Origin of the sequence: Vibrio ouci, from assembly GCF_004551525.1 — a bacterium.
Lineage (GTDB): Bacteria > Pseudomonadota > Gammaproteobacteria > Enterobacterales > Vibrionaceae > Vibrio > Vibrio ouci.
Map to the genome: position 1 here is coordinate 88,014 of NZ_SATR01000011.1, position 21,755 is coordinate 109,768.

General features: G+C 44.6%; 15 protein-coding genes and 1 tRNA gene. 10 read left to right on the forward strand and 6 right to left on the reverse strand.

Annotation, left to right across the window (positions count from 1 at the left end; genetic code table 11):
• Positions 1-11: 11 nt before the first annotated feature.
• Both ELS82_RS09385 and ELS82_RS09390 read right to left on the reverse strand, forming a co-directional pair.
• Positions 12-1,880 (reverse strand): IS1 family transposase, encoded by a 1,869-nt coding sequence (locus tag ELS82_RS09385; protein ID WP_134835256.1) that lies wholly within the window; start codon positions 1,878-1,880, stop codon positions 12-14.
• Between the two features lie 134 nt (positions 1,881-2,014).
• Entirely contained in the window at positions 2,015-2,515 is a 501-nt protein-coding gene (locus ELS82_RS09390; protein WP_134835257.1) for a DUF4442 domain-containing protein, read from the reverse strand.
• A gap of 202 nt (positions 2,516-2,717) precedes the next feature.
• Between ELS82_RS09390 and fcrX the strand changes: the two genes are divergently transcribed.
• Positions 2,718-3,167 (forward strand): ferric iron uptake transcriptional regulator FcrX, encoded by a 450-nt coding sequence (gene fcrX, locus ELS82_RS09395; protein WP_004413177.1) that lies wholly within the window; start codon positions 2,718-2,720, stop codon positions 3,165-3,167.
• A 100-nt stretch (positions 3,168-3,267) separates the two neighbouring features.
• Here the strand turns inward: fcrX and glnS are convergent, their stop codons facing one another.
• The gene (gene glnS, locus ELS82_RS09400) at positions 3,268-4,938 is read right to left on the reverse strand and encodes a glutamine--tRNA ligase (protein ID WP_134835258.1); all 1,671 of its coding nucleotides are present in this window, start codon (positions 4,936-4,938) and stop codon (positions 3,268-3,270) included.
• A 247-nt stretch (positions 4,939-5,185) separates the two neighbouring features.
• Positions 5,186-6,760, reverse strand: coding sequence for an N-acetylglucosamine-specific PTS transporter subunit IIBC (gene nagE / locus ELS82_RS09410; RefSeq protein ID WP_134835259.1), 1,575 nt, complete (start codon positions 6,758-6,760; stop codon positions 5,186-5,188).
• A gap of 482 nt (positions 6,761-7,242) precedes the next feature.
• Between nagE and nagA the strand changes: the two genes are divergently transcribed.
• The 5 genes from nagA (at position 7,243) to ELS82_RS09435 (ending at position 14,844) form a co-directional block, all read left to right on the forward strand.
• Positions 7,243-8,379 (forward strand): N-acetylglucosamine-6-phosphate deacetylase, encoded by a 1,137-nt coding sequence (nagA, locus tag ELS82_RS09415; protein WP_134835260.1) that lies wholly within the window; start codon positions 7,243-7,245, stop codon positions 8,377-8,379.
• Between the two features lie 2 nt (positions 8,380-8,381).
• The gene (gene nagC / locus ELS82_RS09420; RefSeq protein ID WP_134835261.1) at positions 8,382-9,596 is read left to right on the forward strand and encodes a DNA-binding transcriptional regulator NagC; all 1,215 of its coding nucleotides are present in this window, start codon (positions 8,382-8,384) and stop codon (positions 9,594-9,596) included.
• Positions 9,597-9,681: 85 nt separating this feature from the next.
• Complete coding sequence (locus tag ELS82_RS09425) at positions 9,682-11,271, forward strand: cation:proton antiporter domain-containing protein (protein ID WP_134835262.1); 1,590 nt, start codon at positions 9,682-9,684, stop codon at positions 11,269-11,271.
• Between the two features lie 222 nt (positions 11,272-11,493).
• Positions 11,494-13,158: an asparagine synthase B gene (gene asnB / locus ELS82_RS09430; RefSeq protein WP_134835263.1), complete on the forward strand. Its 1,665-nt coding sequence runs from the start codon at positions 11,494-11,496 to the stop codon at positions 13,156-13,158.
• A gap of 294 nt (positions 13,159-13,452) precedes the next feature.
• Positions 13,453-14,844 (forward strand): peptide MFS transporter, encoded by a 1,392-nt coding sequence (locus ELS82_RS09435; RefSeq protein ID WP_134835264.1) that lies wholly within the window; start codon positions 13,453-13,455, stop codon positions 14,842-14,844.
• 95 nt (positions 14,845-14,939) lie between these two features.
• Here the strand turns inward: ELS82_RS09435 and ELS82_RS09440 are convergent, their stop codons facing one another.
• Positions 14,940-17,591: a beta-N-acetylhexosaminidase gene (locus ELS82_RS09440; protein ID WP_134835265.1), complete on the reverse strand. Its 2,652-nt coding sequence runs from the start codon at positions 17,589-17,591 to the stop codon at positions 14,940-14,942.
• 405 nt (positions 17,592-17,996) lie between these two features.
• Between ELS82_RS09440 and ELS82_RS09445 the strand changes: the two genes are divergently transcribed.
• Positions 17,997-18,866, forward strand: a complete 870-nt coding sequence (locus tag ELS82_RS09445; protein ID WP_134835266.1) for a TraB/GumN family protein — start codon at positions 17,997-17,999, stop codon at positions 18,864-18,866.
• 410 nt (positions 18,867-19,276) lie between these two features.
• On the opposite strand, the gene ELS82_RS09450 is transcribed toward ELS82_RS09445, so the two are convergent.
• Positions 19,277-19,353: transfer RNA gene (locus ELS82_RS09450), tRNA-Pro, on the reverse strand.
• A gap of 266 nt (positions 19,354-19,619) precedes the next feature.
• On the opposite strand from ELS82_RS09450, the gene ELS82_RS09455 reads away from it, so the two are divergent.
• The 3 genes from ELS82_RS09455 (at position 19,620) to rluF (ending at position 21,620) form a co-directional block, all read left to right on the forward strand.
• A complete protein-coding gene (locus ELS82_RS09455; protein ID WP_004413167.1) occupies positions 19,620-19,760 on the forward strand; it encodes a DUF3149 domain-containing protein in 141 nt (46 codons plus the stop codon).
• 144 nt (positions 19,761-19,904) lie between these two features.
• Positions 19,905-20,486, forward strand: coding sequence for a DNA endonuclease SmrA (gene smrA / locus ELS82_RS09460; RefSeq protein ID WP_134835267.1), 582 nt, complete (start codon positions 19,905-19,907; stop codon positions 20,484-20,486).
• Positions 20,487-20,585: 99 nt separating this feature from the next.
• Entirely contained in the window at positions 20,586-21,620 is a 1,035-nt protein-coding gene (rluF, locus tag ELS82_RS09465) for a 23S rRNA pseudouridine(2604) synthase RluF (protein ID WP_134835268.1), read from the forward strand.
• Positions 21,621-21,755: the final 135 nt, after the last annotated feature.

A 21,755-nucleotide genomic window follows, 5' to 3' on the forward strand; every position in this document is an offset into this window, starting at 1 on the left:
CTTTGTCTCAGTTATAAATTGGATCTGTTGTTCCGATATTTATCGAAGTAGATAATATTTTCTAGAGGAACGACTCCTTTAGCTAATCCAAGCCGAGTGGCTGGCGTTTCATTCTTGTGCTTTCTGAATGGTTTACAGTAGTTGTAATATACACGATGAATGTCGGCAATTTTCTGATACATAACAGGATTGTACGGTTGTTTGGCATACCATATTCGACGTCCATTTGCTCCAGAACTAATAGGTCGTTCAAACATTGCAACCCGTCTTCTAATTTGAGCAAAAAATCTGTCTATGGGGAATAGAGTCCCTTTTCTAAGAAGCTTAGCTTGATGATTTAATTCATATTTTTCTTGGTTTGTTACAGGTGTGGTTCTAAGTCTTTGCTCAGCTCTTCTTGGATCTATAATCGAAACCCATCTGTCACCTGTTCGTGGCGTAATGAAAGGCGATGCCATGTTAAGTAGAGTGATATCTTGTACTGCCTGATCTATCTCTTGGTTTGTAAGTAGTTCATACTTTGTTAAGGTATGGATTTCTATCATTTTTTTATTTTGTGCGATGATCTTCTCGCGCTCATCACGAGTGATCTCTTTGTCTGTACTGACAAGATATCCGTCAGAGCTTCCTGACCTGATTTCGTTTTTAAAAGCAGCGATATATGCCGCTTTCATACCACTGTCTAAATCCATGTAGAATCGTGTTTTTTCTACATTAGCAAATAGCCGTTTTAATAAGAAAAAGTGAGCCATCATCGTGTACTCATTGTGAACTTCCATTCCTTTGCTGGGGAGTTTCGTTGTGCTGTCAAAGTATTCTGATGAATCTCTTTTATTCAAGGTTTCATCGAACTGTAGTTGCAGCTCAATATCATTCTCTAAAGAGCCTCCTGCCGTCATGCTCGCTTTGTCTAACTTTCGATTGCTGACCTCAATAAATTCGTGTTCTAGCCACACTCTAGAATATAAACGTTGATATGTGCGTTTAGCGTAGTCCTCAATCTCCTCGGCATGTTGATTCACTTCATTGCTATCTAAGCTTGCGTCGTAGTTGAAATTGAAAGCAAAAACATAATTTGAATCTATATCTGATGTTGCTATCCCATAAAACTCGCAGTTCTTGCGCTCTTCTCGGTTAGTCCAGTTGCTAATTTGTACTTGTCTATCGGTGGATAGATAGAGACGTTCAATGTTCTGAGTACATAACTTTCGCTCTCGCTCCGCTACAAATCTCATACATTGCTCATGAAAAAAATCTATACGGTCATAAATCGTTTGTGGAGAGACATCACTTCCTTCAGCCAAAGCTCTAATACTTGTGCCCAATAGAAGATACTTAAAGAGTGTTTTGTTCACTTCAGATCTAGGTTGATTGAGATGGCGAGCAGGAACACCAGTGAAACAGGTGTTGCAGACTTTACATTGAAATCTCTGCCTTCTCGTTCGCGTGAATCCCCGTTTTTTAATTTGAATTGGTACATCTTGAGTGTTGGAAGGGCACTCTGTATTGGGGCATTGTTCACCAGGAAGCTTCAAGTAAGCGGATATACGCTCAAGTTCTTGAAAAACGGCATAGTTAGATTTGATTACGTGAGAATACTGAAAATATCGGTTGGAGGATTCGTTTAGTTTTTTACAGCCTTTACATTGAATGTTATACACACGTTTTGAGCTTGAAGTCACGTTATAGAAAGGGTTCTTTTCTCTAATTCCTCTTTCTTTTGTATTTTTATTAGCATTTATGTATGCTTCGGATTCCCTTATTTCCTCAGGGGTTAGCCCAAAATTTTCACACCAAGCAGTCTTGCAGCAGTTAACTTGAATCCCATTAAATATTCGAGGGACAGTATCGTTAAATTCTGAGAAAGATTTATTGTCCATAAAAAACGCCATAATCTCCGTTAACACATTGATTATAGCGTCTTAACAAAACCTAGCCCAAATTTAGATCCCCAAATTCAGAACGTCTTACCCAATGGGAGGTTTTTTTGTATCTGGTTTTAACCCTATTGCCGCTAAGCAAGCTGCTCTTCGTTCTCTTCTCGGTATTTGGGCTTTTTACGGACATAGAGTTTACGCTGGACTTCTGACACCACAGTGCCGTTTTTATCCTTTACGTAGGTGATAAATTCAGGAAAACACTTATCCCCGTTAGCCGTCTTATTGAGGATATCTTGCAGTTGGTCCTGACTGACACAAAAGTCAGCATAAAGGTCGCTCTGACCTGGTTTGATAAAGTTGATACTCGCCTCTTTATCCCACACATAATATTCCTCACCCAGTATCCCCATCAACATCAATGAATAGACAGGATCGGTGAGAGAAAAAATACTGCCTCCATACTGAGTGCGATTGGCATTTTTGTTCCACCAGCGAAGCTTGAGTCTCATCTTCACCTCGCGGAAATCGTCACTGATCGACAATATTTTAATTCCGGCTCCCCAAAAAGGCGGCCAACTATTGAGTGCAAACTTCACCACATTAGGCTTATATATTTTGGCTAATGACTTATTCATTCTCAGTCCCTAAGTACAAGCTCCTTTAATCTGTTAACCAATTGTAACTGGTCGGATGTCACATATCAGTGACATCACGCCACTTTATAAAAAAATAGTAGTAACCCCTTGAAGTTCGTGGTTTATTGTTATTGTGTAGTACCCTATAATGATAGGTATATTGGATTCTGTTAATTACTGCAGCTCATCAACAGGAAAGTATATGTCAGACAATAACCAAGCGCTAAAGGATGCTGGTCTTAAAGTTACCCTTCCAAGACTGAAGATTTTAGAAGTATTACAGCAACCTGACTGCCAACATATCAGTGCTGAAGAACTGTACAAAAAACTGATCGACCTAGGTGAAGAAATCGGCCTAGCGACAGTGTATCGCGTATTAAACCAATTTGATGATGCAGGTATCGTGACTCGCCACCACTTTGAAGGCGGTAAGTCAGTGTTTGAATTATCGACTCAGCACCACCACGACCACCTTGTTTGTTTAGATTGTGGTGAAGTAATCGAGTTTTCTGATGACGTCATTGAAGAACGTCAAAAAGAAATCGCTGAAAAATACAATGTGACGCTAACTAACCACAGCCTTTACCTCTACGGTAAGTGTGGCGATGGAAGCTGTAAAGATAACCCTGACGCTCACAAGCCGAAGAAGTAATCTAAGAAAGCGCTCAAGCTCAATGAGCGCTTTTCTTTTATCTACTGTAGATACAAAAATGCCAGTCGTTTGACTGGCATTTTTTATTTAGAGCGGTTGCTTACTTAGCTTCGATTTTAGCCCAAGTATCGCGTAACCCTACTGTGCGGTTAAAGACCAAAGCATCCGCTTTAGACTCTTTCGCATCCGCGCAGAAGTAACCCATGCGCTCGAACTGGAAACCAGCTTCTGCTTCTGCATTCGCTAGGCTTGGTTCAACAAAACCATTTAGCTTAACCAGAGACTCTGGGTTAATTGTCTCAGCAAAGTTATCTGCTGCTGCTGGGTTAGGCACAGTAAATAGACGATCGTATAGACGAATTTCAGCTGGAAGGCCTTTATCCGCCGATACCCAGTGAATAACACCTTTTACTTTACGGCCATCTTCTGGGTTCTTACCTAGCGTATCTGCATCGTAGCTACAGAAGATAGTTGTGATATTGCCTTCTGCATCTTTCTCAATACGTTCAGCTTTGATCACGTAAGCGCCGCGTAGACGAACTTCTTTGCCTAGCACTAGACGCTTGTACTTCTTATTCGCTTCTTCACGGAAGTCTTCACGCTCAATCCACACTTCACGAGTAAATGGAACTTCACGCTCACCCATTTCTGGTTTGTTCGGGTGGTTTGCCACTGTTAGTGACTCAACCTTACCTTCTTCGAAGTTTTCAATAACGATCTTAACTGGATCAAGTACCGCCATTGCACGTGGTGCGTTTTCATTCAAGTCATCACGAATACAAGACTCTAGTGAGCCCATTTCAATCATGTTGTCTTGCTTAGTCACACCAATACGCTTACAGAATTCACGAATAGATGCAGAGGTAAAACCACGACGACGTAGGCCAGAGATCGTTGGCATACGAGGGTCATCCCAACCATCAACCAATTTCTCAGTCACTAGTTGGTTTAGCTTACGCTTAGACATAACCGTGTATTCAAGGTTTAGACGGCTGAACTCGTACTGACGAGGCTGACAATCAATCGTAATGTTGTCTAGAACCCAGTCATATAGACGGCGGTTGTCTTGGAACTCCAGTGTACAAATAGAGTGCGTAATGCCCTCTAGCGCATCGGAAATACAGTGCGTGAAGTCATACATTGGGTAAATGCACCACTTATCACCTGTTTGGTGATGCTCTGCAAAGCGGACACGGTATAGAACTGGATCGCGCAGTACGATGAAAGAAGACGCTAGGTCAATCTTCGCACGTAGACACGCTTTGCCTTCTTCAAAGCCACCGTCACGCATTTTTTCAAATAGCGCTAGGTTCTCTTCTGGCGTACGGTCACGGTATGGGCTTGGCTTACCTGGTTGGGTAAGTGTGCCACGGTACTCGCGGATCTGCTCAGGACTTAGCTCTTCAACGTACGCTAAGCCTTTGTTAATTAATTCCACTGCGTAGCCGTATAGCTTGTCGAAGTAGTTTGATGAGTAACATACATCACCACTCCACTCGAAGCCTAACCAGCTCACATCATTCTTAATTGACTCAACGTATTCAACGTCTTCTTTTTCTGGGTTAGTGTCATCAAAACGTAGATTACACTGACCCTGGTAGTCCTGAGCAATACCGAAGTTCAAGCAAATTGACTTAGCGTGACCGATATGCAGATAACCGTTCGGCTCTGGCGGGAAACGAGTATGCACGCTTGTGTGTGTACCATCCGCTAAATCTTTATCGATGATTTGGCGAATGAAATTCGATGGACGAGCCTCAGCTTCACTCATCTATAGCACCTCAATTGTTGTAGTATTGTTCAGATAATTCTTTACTTTGACGGCATCAGTAGCCGCCAAGTACATAACGTCTAATGATCCACAATTCTGGTGGATTACACAACAATATCTCGACTGAAAACACTTTTTTTTTCATTGTCTGGTTAAGAAGCTAGCATTGTTCATCTCTCCTTAAGCGCCAAACGCAAAAAAGCCTCCCGAAGGAGGCTTTTATCACTTACTTATTAACCAGTGGTTACTAAGGAAGTTTTACATCAGATAGGTCTTCGTTAGCACCGATTGCTTTCATTTCGCCAGCAACGATTTCAGCTAGAGGACCAAGGATAACTTGAAGGTTGTTCTCACCTAGTTTAACAACACCCTTCGCACCAAGCTTCTTAAGTACTACTTCGTCAGCTACTGAGCGGTCTTTTAGAGTAAGACGTAGACGAGTGATACAAGCGTCGATTGAAGTTAGGTTGTCGTGACCACCTAGAGCTTTTAGGTATTGACGAGCTAGGTCGCCGCTTTTCGCTTCACCAGCTGGAGCAGCTGAAGTTTCTTCGTCGTCATCTTCGCGACCTGGAGATTTCAGGTTGAATGCGCGGATTGCGAACGAGAATGTGAAGAAGTATAGAGCACCGAAGCCTAGACCGATTAGTAGTAGCGTTACTGGCTTAGTTGCTAGACCCCAGTTAAGGATGAAGTCGATTAGACCTGCAGAGAAACCAAAGCCGTGTAGCGTACCAAACATGTTAGCAACAACTAGAGATAGACCAGTGAATACAGCGTGCATTGCGTATAGAGCTGGAGCTAGGAATACGAACATGAATTCTAGTGGCTCTGTGATACCTGTTAGGAATGAACAGAAACCTACTGAGAATAGTGCACCACCAACTTGGCTGCGTTTCTCAGCTGGAGCTGCTAGGTACATTGCTAGAGCTGCACCAGGTAGACCGAACATCATTACAGGGAAGAAGCCGTTCATGAATACGCCAGCAGACTTGTCGCCGCCGAAGTAACGGTGTAGGTCACCAGACTTAACTGTTTCAGTTACTTCTTTAACAGTTGCAGTGATTTCTGGAGTTACAGAGTTAGCGAATTCGAATGTGTGCGATTGACCAGCAACAAGAGTCTTAGCTAGAGCTGGGTCTACACAAAGCTGTTGTAGAGCAGGAAGAGCTTGACCAGCTGCTTGAGCGCCAGTAACTAGAACTTCTTGACACGTACCCATACCGAACCAGAAGTAAGAGTTAAGAACGTGGTGAAGACCTACAGGGATAAGTGCACGGTTAAGAGTACCGTAAACGAACTGACCAACAGCACCTGAAGTAGAAACAGCGTGTGCTAGAGCGTCAAGACCGCCTTGGATAGTTGGCCATACAACACCAGAAACAGCACCTGCTACTAGCGCGAATAGACCAGCCATGATTGGTACTAGACGTTTGCCAGAGAAGAATGCCAACCACTCAGGAAGACGTGTAGCATGGAAAGCGTTATAAGAGTGACCAGCAATGATACCAGCGATGATACCACCGAAGAATGACATGTTAACGTCAGCGTTAATTGTTGTTGCTGTTGCTGTTAGTACGAAGTACGCAACTGCACCAGCTAGGCCAGCAGCACCTTGACCGTCTTTAGAAAGACCAATCGCGATACCTAGACCGAATAGAAGCGGTAGTTGACCGAAGATAGCACCACCAGCTTGCGCCATGAATGGGATATCAAGAAGGTCACCTTGACCTAAACGTAGTAAGAGCGCCGCAACTGGAAGCGTTGCGATAGGAAGCATAAGAGCTTTACCTAACTTTTGCGCATATCCAAGAATATTCACCTTAAGTTCCCCCTATAGGATTTTGTATTTTGGTTGAGCTACTTTTTTTAGCCGCTCAATTTAGTCCTGTTCAGTTTATGATATTAATTTTGCTCCGCAAATTAAAACCTCATCATTTGTGATCCTAATCACCAGAAACTGGCAATATCCAAGGTTTTTGCTAGCGAGATCATAAAACTTATTTTACAATCCAAAAAAATAGCATTCATTAGAGTGAAATCGAGTTACTCTTATTCAATAGAAATAGGCTGTGAGTATTGCTATCTCTAGCATCAAGCGAGGTTTCGGTATCGACCTTAATCTCTTACCAGCTCAGTAACGGCCAAAGCTAACATCGATTTTAGACGACTCATTTTTTCGTTTGCTAAAGATATTTTGCGACCTAATTGAAGGCTACAAATAAAGTAAAACTTTTCACCGAGCTTACTTCATTTAGGCGGCTAAAAAGTATTAAGAATCTAACCTATAAGGATTAGCTAACCATGTATGCGCTAACTAACTGTAAAATCTTTACCGGCAGCGACGTCCTCGTTGAACATGCTGTTATCATTAACAACAACCTTATTGATGCTGTATGTCCAATTTCGGAGCTTCCTGAAGGCATTGAAACTCGTGACCTAAATGGCGCTAACCTTAGCCCGGGCTTCATTGACTTACAGTTAAACGGTTGTGGTGGCGTGATGCTGAACGATGAAATCACAGCAGAAACCATGCAGATCATGCACGAAGCTAACCTAAAATCAGGCTGTACAAGCTTCCTACCTACGCTTATCACTTCATCTGATGAAGATATGCGTCAAGCGGTAGCTGCTGCACGTGACTACCACGCGAAGTACCAAAATCAGTCGCTAGGTCTACACCTAGAAGGTCCATACCTTAACGTTGCGAAAAAAGGCATCCACAGTGTTGATTTCATCCGCCCTTCGGATGACAGCATGATCGACTTCATGTGTGACAACGCTGACGTTATCGCAAAAGTTACACTAGCACCTGAGCACAACGAACCAGCACACATTGAACGCCTTAAGCAAGCTGGCATCGTAGTGTCAATCGGCCATACCAATGCAACATACGCTGAAGCACGTCGTGGCTTTGATGCAGGTATCACTTTCGCTACTCACCTATTCAATGCAATGACGCCTATGGTTGGTCGTGAGCCAGGTGTTGTCGGCGCAATCTACGACACGCCAGACGTATACGCAGGCATCATTGCTGACGGGTTCCATGTTGACTACGCAAACATTCGTATCGCTCACAAAATTAAGGGCGAAAAATTAGTATTAGTGACCGATGCCACAGCTCCTGCAGGCGCTGACATGGATTACTTTATTTTTGTTGGTAAGAAAGTATATTACCGTGATGGTAAGTGTGTTGATGAAAATGGCACACTAGGCGGCTCAGCACTTACAATGATCGAAGCAGTTCAAAACACTGTTGAGCACGTCGGAATCGCTCTGGACGAAGCACTACGCATGGCTACTTTGTACCCTGCAAAAGCAATCGGTGTTGAAGAGCAGCTAGGCCGAGTGAAGAAAGGCATGGTTGCAAACCTCACTGTATTTGATCGTGACTTCAATGTTCAAGCGACGGTTGTTAACGGACAATACGAGCAAAATTAAGAATGAATGGCGGACAAATAGGTAACGTAGATTTAGTAAAACAACTAAATAGTGCAGCAGTTTACAGACTCATCGACCAACAAGGCCCTATTTCTAGGATCCAAGTTGCCGACGTCAGCCAACTGGCACCCGCAAGTGTTACAAAAATCACCCGCCAACTTTTAGAGCGCGGCCTAATTAAAGAGGTCGCGCAACAAGCATCTACAGGTGGTCGCCGCGCAATATCTCTCACGACAGAGGTAGAGCCATTCCACTCGGTAGCTATTCGTCTAGGTCGTGACTACATGCAGTTCAGTCTTTATGACCTAGGCGGTAAAGAGCTCGCTTCTGATTATTGTGAGTTCTTCTACACCACTCAAGATGAATTGATTGAAGGCTTACTCACGCAACTCAAACAGTTTATCCAAACTCAGCAAAGCTCTATCAACCAACTGATTGCCATTGGTGTGACACTTCCAGGCCTAGTCAACCCAGAAACTGGTGTGGTTGAATACATGCCAAATATTCCAATCGACAACCTCGCACTATCGGAAATCATCCATAAGTCATTTCACGTGCAGTGTTTCGTCGGTAACGATGTGCGTGGCATGGCGTTAGCTGAACATTACTTTGGCGCGAGCCAAGACTGCCAAGACTCTATCTTAGTCAGTGTCCACCGCGGTACTGGTGCAGGTATTATCGTTAATGGTCAGGTTTTCTTAGGCTTTAACCGCAACGTCGGTGAAATTGGCCATATTCAAATCGATCCGCTAGGCGAGCAATGCCAATGTGGTAACTTCGGTTGCTTGGAAACCGTGGCAGCAAACCCTGCGATCGTTGAGCGCGTGAATAAGCTCATCAAGCAAGGCTACGAATCTAGCCTAACCACGCTTGAGACGATCAACATTTCCGACGTATGTGAGCACGCCAACCTTGGTGATGAACTGGCAAAACAGAGCCTAGTCCGTGTAGGTAACAAGCTAGGTAAAGCGATCGCGATTACCATTAACTTGTTTAACCCGCAAAAAGTCATTATCGCTGGCGACATTACCCAGTGTGAAGATATTGTATTCCCTGCGATTCGTCGTAATGTCGAAAATCAATCTTTAACAACTTTCCACAGTGATTTACCAATTGTCGCGTCAAAAATCGACAAGCAACCTACCCTTGGCGCTTTCGCGATGATTAAACGTGCGATGCTTAACGGGGTATTGTTACAAAAATTGTTAGAAGATTAATCTTCTCCCCCAGTAAGCAACTAATTGAGTTAGAATAACGGGCTACGACATGTAGCCCGTTTTTTTAGGACGAAATAACACAAATATGGAACTCATCTTAATTTCAGCGGCTTTTTTAGCTGGTTTTATTGCACTCAAATGCAACCTCCCCCCTTTAGTCGGATTCTTGCTTGCCGGTTTTGGTTTACACGCAATGGGCTACCAGAGTGACGATACCATCGTGACTTTTGCCGATCTGGGTGTCACATTACTGCTGTTCACTATCGGCCTGAAATTAGACATCAAGACCCTACTTTCGAAAGAGATCTGGGCTGGTGCCACCATTCATAACCTGTTATCAACGGCCATTTTTAGCCTCGCCCTATTCTGTTTCAAATTCTTAGGCGTCAGCTCCCTAGCGGCGATGTCTATTGACCAAATCATTCTGCTCGGCTTTGCGCTCTCTTTCTCTAGTACCGTTTTCGCGGTGAAGTCATTGCAGGAAAAAGGTGAGATGAACGCGACTTACGGTGCCATTGCCATTGGTATCTTGGTTATGCAAGACATCTTTGCCGTTGTGTTCTTAACCGCCTCAACAGGTAAAATCCCAGAGTGGTACGCCATCGGCCTATTTGCTCTTCCGCTACTAAGACCACTCTTTTTCAAAATGCTGGATTGGGTTGGCCACGGTGAGATGCTAGTACTATTGGGGATTTTCTTTGCCCTAGTCGCTGGTGCTGGCTTATTTGAGCTTGTCGGTATGAAACCAGACCTAGGTGCACTGATTCTAGGTATGCTGCTCGCCGCACATAAAAAGGCCTCGGAGCTATCCAAGTCGCTATTCAATTTGAAAGAGCTATTCCTAGTTTGCTTCTTTCTTAACATCGGCCTTTCAGCCAGCCCAACGTTATCGGGTTTTGCTTTAGCGATTTTGTTCCTATTGCTATTACCTCTAAAAGGCATTCTCTACTTCCTTGTACTCAATACGTTTAAGTTCCGTGTGCGTACTTCGCTACTTGCGTCATTAAGCCTATTTAACTTCAGTGAGTTTGGTCTAATCGTGGGTGGATTAGCCTTTAAGATGGGTTGGATGAGTGGCGACATTCTCGTCGCACTCGCCATTGCAGTATCTATATCGTTTGTTCTCGCTGCGCCGATTAATCGCCATGGGCATGCTTTATACCAACGTTCTGGTCGATGGTTACGCGAACACGCAGCAGAAAAGCTCAACACTCGCGACCAGCTTATTAACCCAGGCCATGCGCAAGTATTGATTCTAGGCATGGGACGTATCGGTACTGGTGCTTACGATGAGCTAAGAAATCGCTACGGTAAAATCAGCTTAGGTATCGAGGTTCGTGAAGACGCGGCTCATCAGCACAAGGCGCACGGACGAAATGTAATTTCCGGCGATGCAACCGACCCAGATTTTTGGGAGCGTATTTTAGATACCGCGAATGTAAAGTTGGTTCTATTGGCAATGCCGCACCACCAAGGTAATCAAATTGCACTGGAACAGCTTCAGCGTCGAAACTTTAAAGGACAAATTGCCGCTATTGCAGAGTACCCTGATCAGCTTGAAGCACTGATTGATGGTGGTGTCGATGCCGCTTTCAACATCTATAGTGAGGCCGGTAGTGGTTTTGCTCGCCATGTATGTGATCAGCTACAACCCGAATTTAACCGAGTAAACTAGCTTCCACCGCCCTTCACTAAGCCGCTCATTTCGAGCGGCTTTTTCATTACTTGTTCAAATAAGCAACAAAACCTAGATTTCATACACCAAATACCAAATTTAATTAGATTTTATTCACCAATATGTCGTTATGATTATTTTTTTAATCAAACACGGTTGATTTTTTTAATCAAAATGGCAAATTGAAGTTAGAAAGTTAATATGAATTTAAAGGGAAGTTGTATGTGTTCGATTTTTGGTATTTTAGACATCAAGAGTGATGCAGAAGCGCTACGTCCAATTGCGCTAGAAATGTCTAAAAAGCTGCGTCATCGCGGTCCAGACTGGTCTGGTATTTATTCTTCAGAAAAAGCAATTCTTGCGCATGAGCGTTTAGCGATTGTTGGTTTAAATAGTGGTGCTCAACCACTATATAGCCCAGACAAAAAACACATCCTTGCAGTGAATGGTGAGATCTACAACCACAAAGAGATCCGTGCACGTTACGAAGGTAAATACGACTTCCAAACAGACTCTGACTGTGAAGTCATCTTAGCGCTATACCAAGATATGGGCGCAGATCTGCTTGAAGAGCTTAACGGTATCTTCGCATTTGTTCTTTACGATGAAGAAAAAGATCAATACCTAGTTGGCCGCGACCATATCGGCATTATCCCACTGTACCAAGGCCATGATGAGCACGGTAACTACTACGTGGCGTCTGAAATGAAAGCGCTCGTACCTGTATGTAAAACGGTGAGCGAATTCGCACCGGGCAGCTACTACCGCTCTACAGATTCTGAACCTCAGCGTTACTACATCCGCGACTGGAACGAGTACGCTGCGGTACAAGGTAACTCGACAAGCAAAGAAGAACTGACTGAAGCGCTAGAAGCTGCGGTTAAACGTCAGCTAATGACAGACGTTCCATACGGTGTACTACTTTCAGGCGGTCTAGATTCATCGATCACTTCTGCGGTTGCTAAGCGCTTTGCTGCAATGCGTATTGAAGATGATGAAAAATCTGAAGCATGGTGGCCACAACTTCACTCATTTGCTGTTGGCCTTGAAGGTGCGCCAGACTTAAAAGCGGCGCGTGAAGTCGCTGACCAGATTGGTACTGTTCACCATGAAATGACTTACACCATTCAAGAAGGTCTAGATGCGATTCGTGACGTTATCTACCACATTGAAACGTACGATGTAACGACGATTCGCGCATCGACCCCTATGTTCCTAATGGGTCGTAAGATCAAGGCGATGGGTATCAAGATGGTACTTTCAGGCGAAGGCGCAGATGAGATCTTTGGCGGTTACCTATACTTCCACAAAGCGCCAAACGCAAAAGAGTTCCACGAAGAGACAGTACGTAAACTGCTTGCTCTGAACATGTTTGACTGTGCTCGCGCGAACAAATCTCTAGCAGCATGGGGCGTTGAAGGCCGTGTACCTTTCCTAGATAAAGAGTTTATCGACGTTGCAATGCGCCTAAACCCTGAAGACAAGATGTGTGGCAACGGTAAGATGGAGAAACATATCCTACGTGAGTGTTTCGAACACTACCTGCCGGAAGCAATCGCATGGCGCCAGAAAGAACAGTTCTCTGACGGTGTTGGTTACAGCTGGATTGACACGCTAAAAGAGGTAGCTGAAGCTAAAGTTACCGACCAGCAAATGGAAACCGCGGCATTCCGTTTCCCATACAACACACCAACAACCAAAGAGGGTTACGTATACCGTGAGATCTTTGAAGAGTTGTTCCCACTACCATCAGCGGCAGAGTGTGTTCCAGGTGGTCCATCGGTAGCATGTTCATCAGCTAAAGCGATTGAATGGGATGAGTCATTTAAGAACATGGCAGACCCATCAGGTCGCGCAGTACAAAGTGTCCACAACGACGCATACTAACCACTGATCATTTCCATTCTAAAGGCACCCAAGCGGTGCCTTTTTTATTACTCCACCAACAACAAATCCACCACATCAATATTGACAACAATTTCGCAAACCAAGCTCAATTTTGGAAACTAAGTTTGTAGCACGAACAATATGCAACCTACGCAACAATTAATCCCCTATTAATCATGAAGTTAGAGTTTTAGTCTCACAGTATCGGCGATTATTGCCGATTGCAGTATAGGCACCCAAAGAGTATATGTAGGAGCCAATAAAAAACGATAATAGCTAAGATTAATAAAACTTATGACAAACCAACATCACCAATTTTTTGGCCATCCACGTGGCCTATTCCTACTGTTCGGTACCGAGCTTTGGGAGCGATTCTCTTACTACGCGATGCGCGCCATCCTAGTGCTTTATTTAACAGACGCAACCATGAATGGCGGCTTGGGCTGGTCGACTAAAGATGCTCTTGACCTATACGGCATCTATACTGGACTTGTCTACATCACCCCCCTAATTGGCGGCTACTTAGCCGATAACTACCTAGGCCAACGTCGCTCAATCTTAATTGGTGGTGTTCTGATGGCCGCTGGTCAGTTCACTCTCGCATTACCAGCAGATGCTCTTGGTCTCGGCTCATTACATACCTTCTACCTAGGTCTTGGTCTGCTGATTTCGGGTAACGGTCTATTTAAGCCAAACATCTCGACCATGGTCGGTGATCTTTATCAAGAGGGCGATAACCGCCGTGACGGTGCGTTTACCATTTTCTACATGGGTATTAACCTTGGTGCGCTACTCGCAGGTGTTGTGTCTGGTTCGGTGACTAACTCATTTGGCTGGAAAGCAGGCTTTATTGCTGCCGGTGTAGGTATGTTAGTAAGCTTGGTAATGCAAATGACCCTAGCTCAATCTTGGTTGGGTGACATTGGCCGCGAACCGGCAGCTAAGCGTGATCTAGCCATCAAGAAGTCATCTAAGAAAGAACCGCTTACTAAAGAAGAATTTGACCGTATCAAAGTTATTCTAGTGATGAGCTTGTTCACTATCGTATTCTGGGCAGGTTTCGAGCAAGCTGGCGGCCTGATGAATATCTACACCCAACAGTACACAGACCGCATGATTGGTGGATTTGAAGTTCCAGCTGCTTGGTTCCAATCTTTGAACCCATTCTTCATTATCACCCTAGCGCCTGTATTGGCTGTGTTATGGGTTAAGCTCGGTAAACGTGAGCCGAACTCTCCAGTTAAATTTGCAATGGCGATGTTCTTCCTCGCTCTTGGCTTCCTATGTATGGTCGGCGCTGTGATGGAGCAAGGCGGCGACACGGCAGTGAAAACGTCAATGCTATGGTTAGTCGGTGCGTTTTTCTTCCATACTCTTGGTGAGCTTTGCTTATCGCCAATTGGCCTTTCTCTGGTAACTAAACTAGCTCCGCTACGTCTAGCATCACTGATGATGGGCGCTTGGTTTGGCTGTAATGCAATTGCTAACTACGTTGCTGGCTATGTGGGCTCTCACGTTGGTGAGCTAGGTGCAATGGCTATCTTTAGTGGTATTGCTGTGACTGCAACCGTATCTGGTGTCATCTTGCTATTGTTCTCAAACACACTAGTTCGCTGGATGCATGGTGCAGAAAGCCCAATGAGTAACGCAGAGCAAGTAGAAGAGCAACAAACTCAAATCGCTTAATAGCAGCCTACTCGCTATAAAAATAAAAACGCCCGACCATCACTGGCCGGGCGTTTTTCCCTTTCCATTCGATTTAGATTGGCAGGGAGGGGGAATTATTTCACGCTAGTCACTCGACTCGCTTTCTCGCCAGTCACAGACACTGAACGGATAAATACTTCACCTTCTACTGCTGGACGTGCGCTGTCAGCGTAAGTCAGCCAGTTTTCACCATCTAGAGAGTATTGCAGCTCAACACCTGGGAACTGAACGTTCATTGCTAGCTTGCCGTCTTCTACTTTCGCACCTGGTACAGGTAGGCGGTAGTCGATGCCCGCTTTCTCTAGCTTAGCCAGTTCACGTTGACCAAGTACGTTAGCGAAACGGTTGTAGTCTTGGTTTAGTGCCGCTTTGTCTACTAGGTTAGAGTTTTGTGAGTACTCTACACCCACTTTGTAGTCATTCTCCCAATCAGCACGGTGCCATGCACGCTCAGCGGCTGCAAGCACGCGAGGGAATACCATGTACTCGTATTGCTCGTCGTTACGTACTGTCTCAGACCAAAGCTGTGCTGATAGGCCGTAGAAAGGCTTCGCTTCAATCTCACCTTTACCGGTAAAGCCGTTGCCATCGCGGTCTAGAGACGTTTCTGCGTTTTGCGGCATGTTCTCTGGTGCAAAGCCAAACATCTTGCGAGTGTCCGTTGCACGAGTTGCCCAGTAGTAACCACGCTCTTGTGGGTCAGCTTCATATGGCATATCCATGTAAACGTAGTCTGGGTTAGAAACGATCACGTCGTAACCTTTCTTAGACCATTCGTACACTGATGAAGTACCGCCCCAGTAAAGAACGTCCCAGAAGTTAACGCGAGTATTTTCTGTTGCGAACGCTTTCTCACCTTCACTGTACTTCAGACCGTCTTGCCAAGCTTGGAAGTTTGGAATGCCCTTCTCTGCCACAATTTTAGATACTTGCTCAGCAAAGTGACTTGGCAGGTGACCGAAGTCACTTACTGTACCGTCAGTAATTAGCGTCTGACATTTTGGCGATTGCGCGAATGGCTTATCTTGCTTAGACAGATCAATCGTGCCTTTCCAACTTACTTTGTCTTGTGCGTTAACGTCTTGGAAACCAGCGCCTAGCTTGATGTTCTTCGCTTCGTCGCCACCAAAGTGCCAAGTTGTTAGCGGGGCACCTGCCTCAGCATGCATTGCCGCCACTTCAGAAATCACTTTATCAACAAAGCGAGTTGACGATTCCATACATGGGTTAATGAAGCTCTGTTTGTTGTAGAACTGAACCGTGGTTACATTTGATTCATCTTGTGGATCCATCAGGCGGTATTCGTTCGCCTCAGCTTCTTTGCCTTGTTCCATTAGACGGTCGTAACGCGCTTCCATTGATACCACTGCTGCGCGAGCGTGCGCTGGCATATCGATTTCTGGAATCACTTCGATGTTACGTGCTTTCGCGTAGGTTAAGATTTCCACGTAGTCAGCTCTGCTGAAGTAGCCAGAACCAAAGTTGTCTGATGTTGGACCTGAGCCTAGCTGAGGCAGTAGACAGCTTTTCTCTTCAACATCGAAACAACGATTGGCACCGACTTCAGTTAGCTCAGGTAGACCTGGAATTTCTAAACGCCAGCCTTCATCATCCGTTAAGTGAAGGTGTAGTTTGTTCATCTTGTACGCCGCCATTTGGTCAAGCGTTGCAAGAATTGCGTCTTTAGAGTGGAAGTTACGCGCCACATCCACCATTACGCCACGGTAATCAAAACGAGGCGCATCTTTAATAGACAGCAGTGGTAGAGAATCAGCATTTTGGCTATCTACCAGGCCAAAGATAGATTGTACCGCGTAGAAAGCACCCGCTTGGTCGAACGCCTTAATCGCAATACCGTCGCCTTTGATGCTTATCTCATAAGCACCAGATTTTGCTAATTCACCGGTGAAGTCTGCAGGAACAACCGTGATGCTTACAGGAACATCACCACGGACATCCACACCTACCACTTCTGCACGATCTTGGATTGCTCTAAATTGAGTCGTATCAAACGCATCTTTAGGTAGTGCAATGCCACCTGAGATGTCTACTGTACCTTTGCCCGCTTCAACAAACATTGGTGTTGGCAGCAGCGTGGTTGATACGTCTTGTTTTGCTAAATCTTCATTCTTCTCGAAACGAGACACAGCGTTGGCAAATACGTTGTTGTCATCCGGTGTACGTTTTAGGTTGTCACCTTCAAGGCCAGTCACGAAAGAAGCCACGTCTTCAGTGTTTAGCGAAGCAATCATCTTCGGCTCTGCGTTCGGCGCAGCAACGAAGGCACCCGGCATGAAGTCTGTTTCAAACAATTGCCAGTATTCGCTAACCAGAGGAAGTGTCACTTCTTCACCCGCCGCAAAACCATCAAACTTATCGGTTGGTTCTAATTTATGTAGGTCACCCGTTACTCGTGAGATTTTGAACTGCTCGTTATCAACATCCAAAATCAGGCGAATGCTGTGGAAGTAGATAGCCCAATCTTTTGAGTCAACCGCTTCACCTTGGTTAACGAGTGTCATGTTGACCTTGTTACAAGAGGCCCACTCAGCGCCTAGGTCCTGACATGCAAGACCATCGTTAGCACCGTGGTTAGTGAGTACTTCATATTGAACATCTAAGTTTGCTGCAAGTGAGTTAACGACATTTTGTTCAGTAGACTGGAACGATGCGCAACCCGCTAACGTTGCTAATACTGAAGTCGCGATGAAAGTTTGTTTAAACATCTTACTTACCCTTAAAAGTGGAGCGAAGCCTGAAAAGTTTGGCGTCAAAATCAAGATGCAATCACAATAGCCTGAGTTATTTTTTATCGTAAAATTAATCCTCATCGAAAGTGATCCGATTCAAACTTTATAAAACCTAAAAACTTTAAATTCTTTATAAACATAGAGTTACAGATAACGTTAATTTCGACGGACTTATTTTGACGAGATTACTGAGAAGTAAATCACAGCTTTCAGCCTCAAATGGATGCAATTCGTGAATAGTGATCACATCTCCCGATCAGTTGTCATAAACTGAAACGAGTAACTAGAATCCGAAATGTGATCTAACACTCACAATTCTCTCGTCAAAATACGTTGATAATTTTGGATTCAACAATTTTTCAGTAAGGCAACTCATACTTAATGCGCAAACTACTTATCCCGTTTATTGCTTTAATCTACTCGACCACCACTCTTGCTGAGCCACTGTTTTGGCAAGCAACAAAGGGTAAGTTGAATTACTACATTCTTGGTTCTGTGCATGTCGGTGATGACAGCATGTTCCCGTTAAATAAACAGATCATGGACGCATTACAGACCAGTGATGGTTTGATCATTGAGACGGACGTGCGTAAGAGTCAGGACGTCACATACCCACCCGTGACATTGCTGAGCAAAGATGTCCTAACAGCAAAACAACAAGACGAGTTGAAAGGGATCGCCAATCTGTTAGAGCTGAATGCCCCTCAATTGCTTAACTCCCCGCCTTGGGCAACAGCGCTCGCGGTCCAGATGAAACAGATAGAGTATTTAGGCTATAAAGCCGCCTATGGGGTTGATGCGCACCTGACCTATAAAGCAACCTTTCAAGATATTCCTGTCATCAGCCTAGAGCCTCTCCAGTTTCAAATTGACCTTTTAACAGGCCAAAAAGAATCAGGGAAAGAGCTACTTTTGAGTGCGATTGAAGAGTTTGATCACTCCGAAGAAATGACTCACTGCTTGATTAAAACTTGGAAGGCTGGGGATATTGAAAAACTGAACGAATTTGCCAAGCTAACCGAAATGTCGGAAGAGTTTGAAACTGCCTTCCTCACTGACCGAAATCTCGACTGGGCCCAACAGCTGGCTAACCCAAGTTGGTCAAAAGAGAAAAAGGGGACCTTCCTTATGGTGGTAGGTAGCTTACACCTAGTTGGAAAAAACAATGTTCTCGCACTGCTTAAAGAGGGTGGCTTTAAAGTAACTCAGCTGTCGAAGAGCAAACCAGCGTTATGTGAGTTTGAGTACTGAGGACACTTTTCTATCGGTCGTGCCGTCATCCTCAAGAGTGAGGAACGAGCGAGTTGGGGATCTCCAATAGTCCTCACACAATATCAAGAGATTCCCTACTCCTTCCTTCGTCAGTCTATGGAATGACAGATCTTTTATCTCAAGATACAAAAAGGGCTCTACATTTCTGTAGAGCCCTTCTTCTAAATATGGGCAGTGAAGAGCCAGATTCTAATATCAGACGAACCCACGCTTGTTCGAATCTCTAAACCAAAGATGCAAAAAAGGCTCTGCATTTCTGCAGAGCCTTTTTCTAAACATGGTCGGTGAAGAGCCAGATTCTAATATCAGACGAACCCCACTTGGGTTCTAATTCTATTTCCTCTGCTCAAAAACGACGAAAGCCTGCTATAAAGCAGGCTTTCTTAAAGTGGTCGGTGAAGAGGGATTCGAACCCCCGACCCTCTGGTCCCAAACCAGATGCGCTACCAAGCTGCGCTATTCACCGAGATGTTTAACTGAGGAATAATCCCCGTCAACGGATGCGTATATTACGGATTCTGGATTTTAACGCAAGCCATTTTCATTAACTTTTTCAAATTAATAGTTCATTTGTATAAAACACCACCGACCGAGTATAAAGTGTGAGCACAAACACACCACCAAAAACAAATACGCAACCTAATAACAACATTTGATCCAGATCAGTGTTGCATATTTAACCACGCATTACCTTAAACCCTGTCTTCACACATATAACTAGAGGAAGTGACTATGGACTTTTGGCTTGATCTCCTATTTGGTAATGCAGTAGGTCTATCTTCAATGATGGTAATCTTTGCAGCCTTTGGTCTTATGCTGTTTTACGGCGGTTACTTTGTCTACAAAGTGATGAACGACAAATCTCCTCACTAGAATCGCTTAGCCCTATTCATTGAATAGACGTTCGCTATGCACCGAAGTAGATACCTTGTCTGCTTCGGTTTTTTATTTTTTCTGATCACCTCAGCTTCATCATTGGTATAATAGTCACATTGATTACCACTCTGAGATGTCGTTATGTCTCAAGACGATGATTTTGCCCTCTTTCAACAAATGATGGGCGACGTAAAACCTCTTCAACAAGATACTACTGAGCATAAAAAGCAGCATCAGGTCTCTGATTCTCAACTTGCTAAACGCGAAGCCGCGATCTGGCTTACCGAAGATGACCCTGAATACCTCTCTATCGATCACGCAGAGATGATTAAGCCTGACGATATCATCGAGTTCAAACGCGATGGGGTACAAGACGGTGTCTATAAAAAGCTGCGCCTTGCCAAGTACCCTATTCAAGCGAGATTAGATTTGCATAAACGCACACTTGAACAAGCGCGCGATGAAGTAGTTAAGTTCTTAAAGCAATGTATGCGTATGGATATTCGCACCGTCGTGATTGTTCATGGCAAAGGCGAACGCTCAAATCCACCAGCACTAATGAAAAGCTTCGTGGTCCAGTGGCTAATGCAAATTAAAGAAGTGCAATGTGTTCACAGTGCCCAGCGCTTTCACGGTGGCACTGGGGCGGTGTACGTCTTACTGCGAAAAAGTGCCGAGAAAAAGATCGAAACTCGCGAGCGCCATCAAAAACGACTGGGTTAACGCTTAGCACAGTGCTAGAATGCGCGCCCTCTATGTGCTGATGTTTTACTCTGGTCAGCACACCTTTTAACCGCCGTTGTGAAACGTTAGGAGAACAACATGTCACAAGATAACGCCAAACGCCTAAACAAATTTATTAGCGAAACAGGGTTTTGCTCACGCCGCGAAGCTGACCGTCTTATCGAGCAAGGTCGTGTCACCATTAATGGTCAAGTGCCAGAAATGGGCACCAAAGTCCAACTAGGTGATGATGTTCGTGTTGATGATAAGCCTATCTCTGCAGCCACTGACAAGCCTGTTTATATCGCGCTAAATAAGCCAACTGGCATTACCTGTACCACCGAACGTGATATTCCGGGCAATATCGTTGACTTCGTTGGCCACAAAAAACGTATTTTCCCGATTGGTCGTCTAGACAAACCCTCTGATGGTCTTATTTTCCTGACTAACGATGGCGATATCGTCAATAAGATCCTTCGCGCAGGTAACAACCACGAAAAAGAATACGTAGTACGTGTTGATAAACCGATCAGCGATGACTTCATCAAGAAGATGTCTTCAGGAGTCAATATCCTCGATACAGTAACGCTTCCTTGTACCGTAACCAAAGAGACTAAATACTCTTTCCGCATCGTATTGACGCAAGGTTTAAACCGCCAAATTCGTCGTATGTGTGAAGCCCTAGGCTACGAAGTCTTTAAACTTCGTCGCGTCCGTATTATGAACATCTCTCTAGATGGCATTCCTAACGGTCAATGGCGTTACCTAAGTGATAGCGAAGTAGCTGAGATTCTTGCTATGTGTGAAGACTCAAGCGGTACTGAAGAAGCGTCTAAGATGGATAGCAAAGGCAAGCGCATTCGTCGCGCGACCGATGCTAAGCTATTTGATAGCCGCGAAGAGAACCAAGAGTCAACAGCACGCCGTAACCAAAAGCAGCGTACCTTTAAAGGCCGCAACGCTGATGAGTTCCGCCATGCGCCTAACTCAAAGAAAGGCCGCCACGGTGGTAAGCAAGGTGAGTTTAAAGGCAAGCCGAGTGGCAAAGGTAAATCCTTCCATAAGCCAGCGTCTGATAACGGTCAGCGTCCAAGCAAGCCAAAAACAGGCGGCACATTAAGTCTGAAGAAATAGAAGATACTACAAAAGGGCTGGCGTAATACGTCAGCCCTTTTAATTTTTACCGGTCATCCTCGAGAGTGAGGGACGAACGAGTTGAGGATCTCTCAAATTGAGCGACCAATCGAAACAGATTCCCTACTCTCTCCT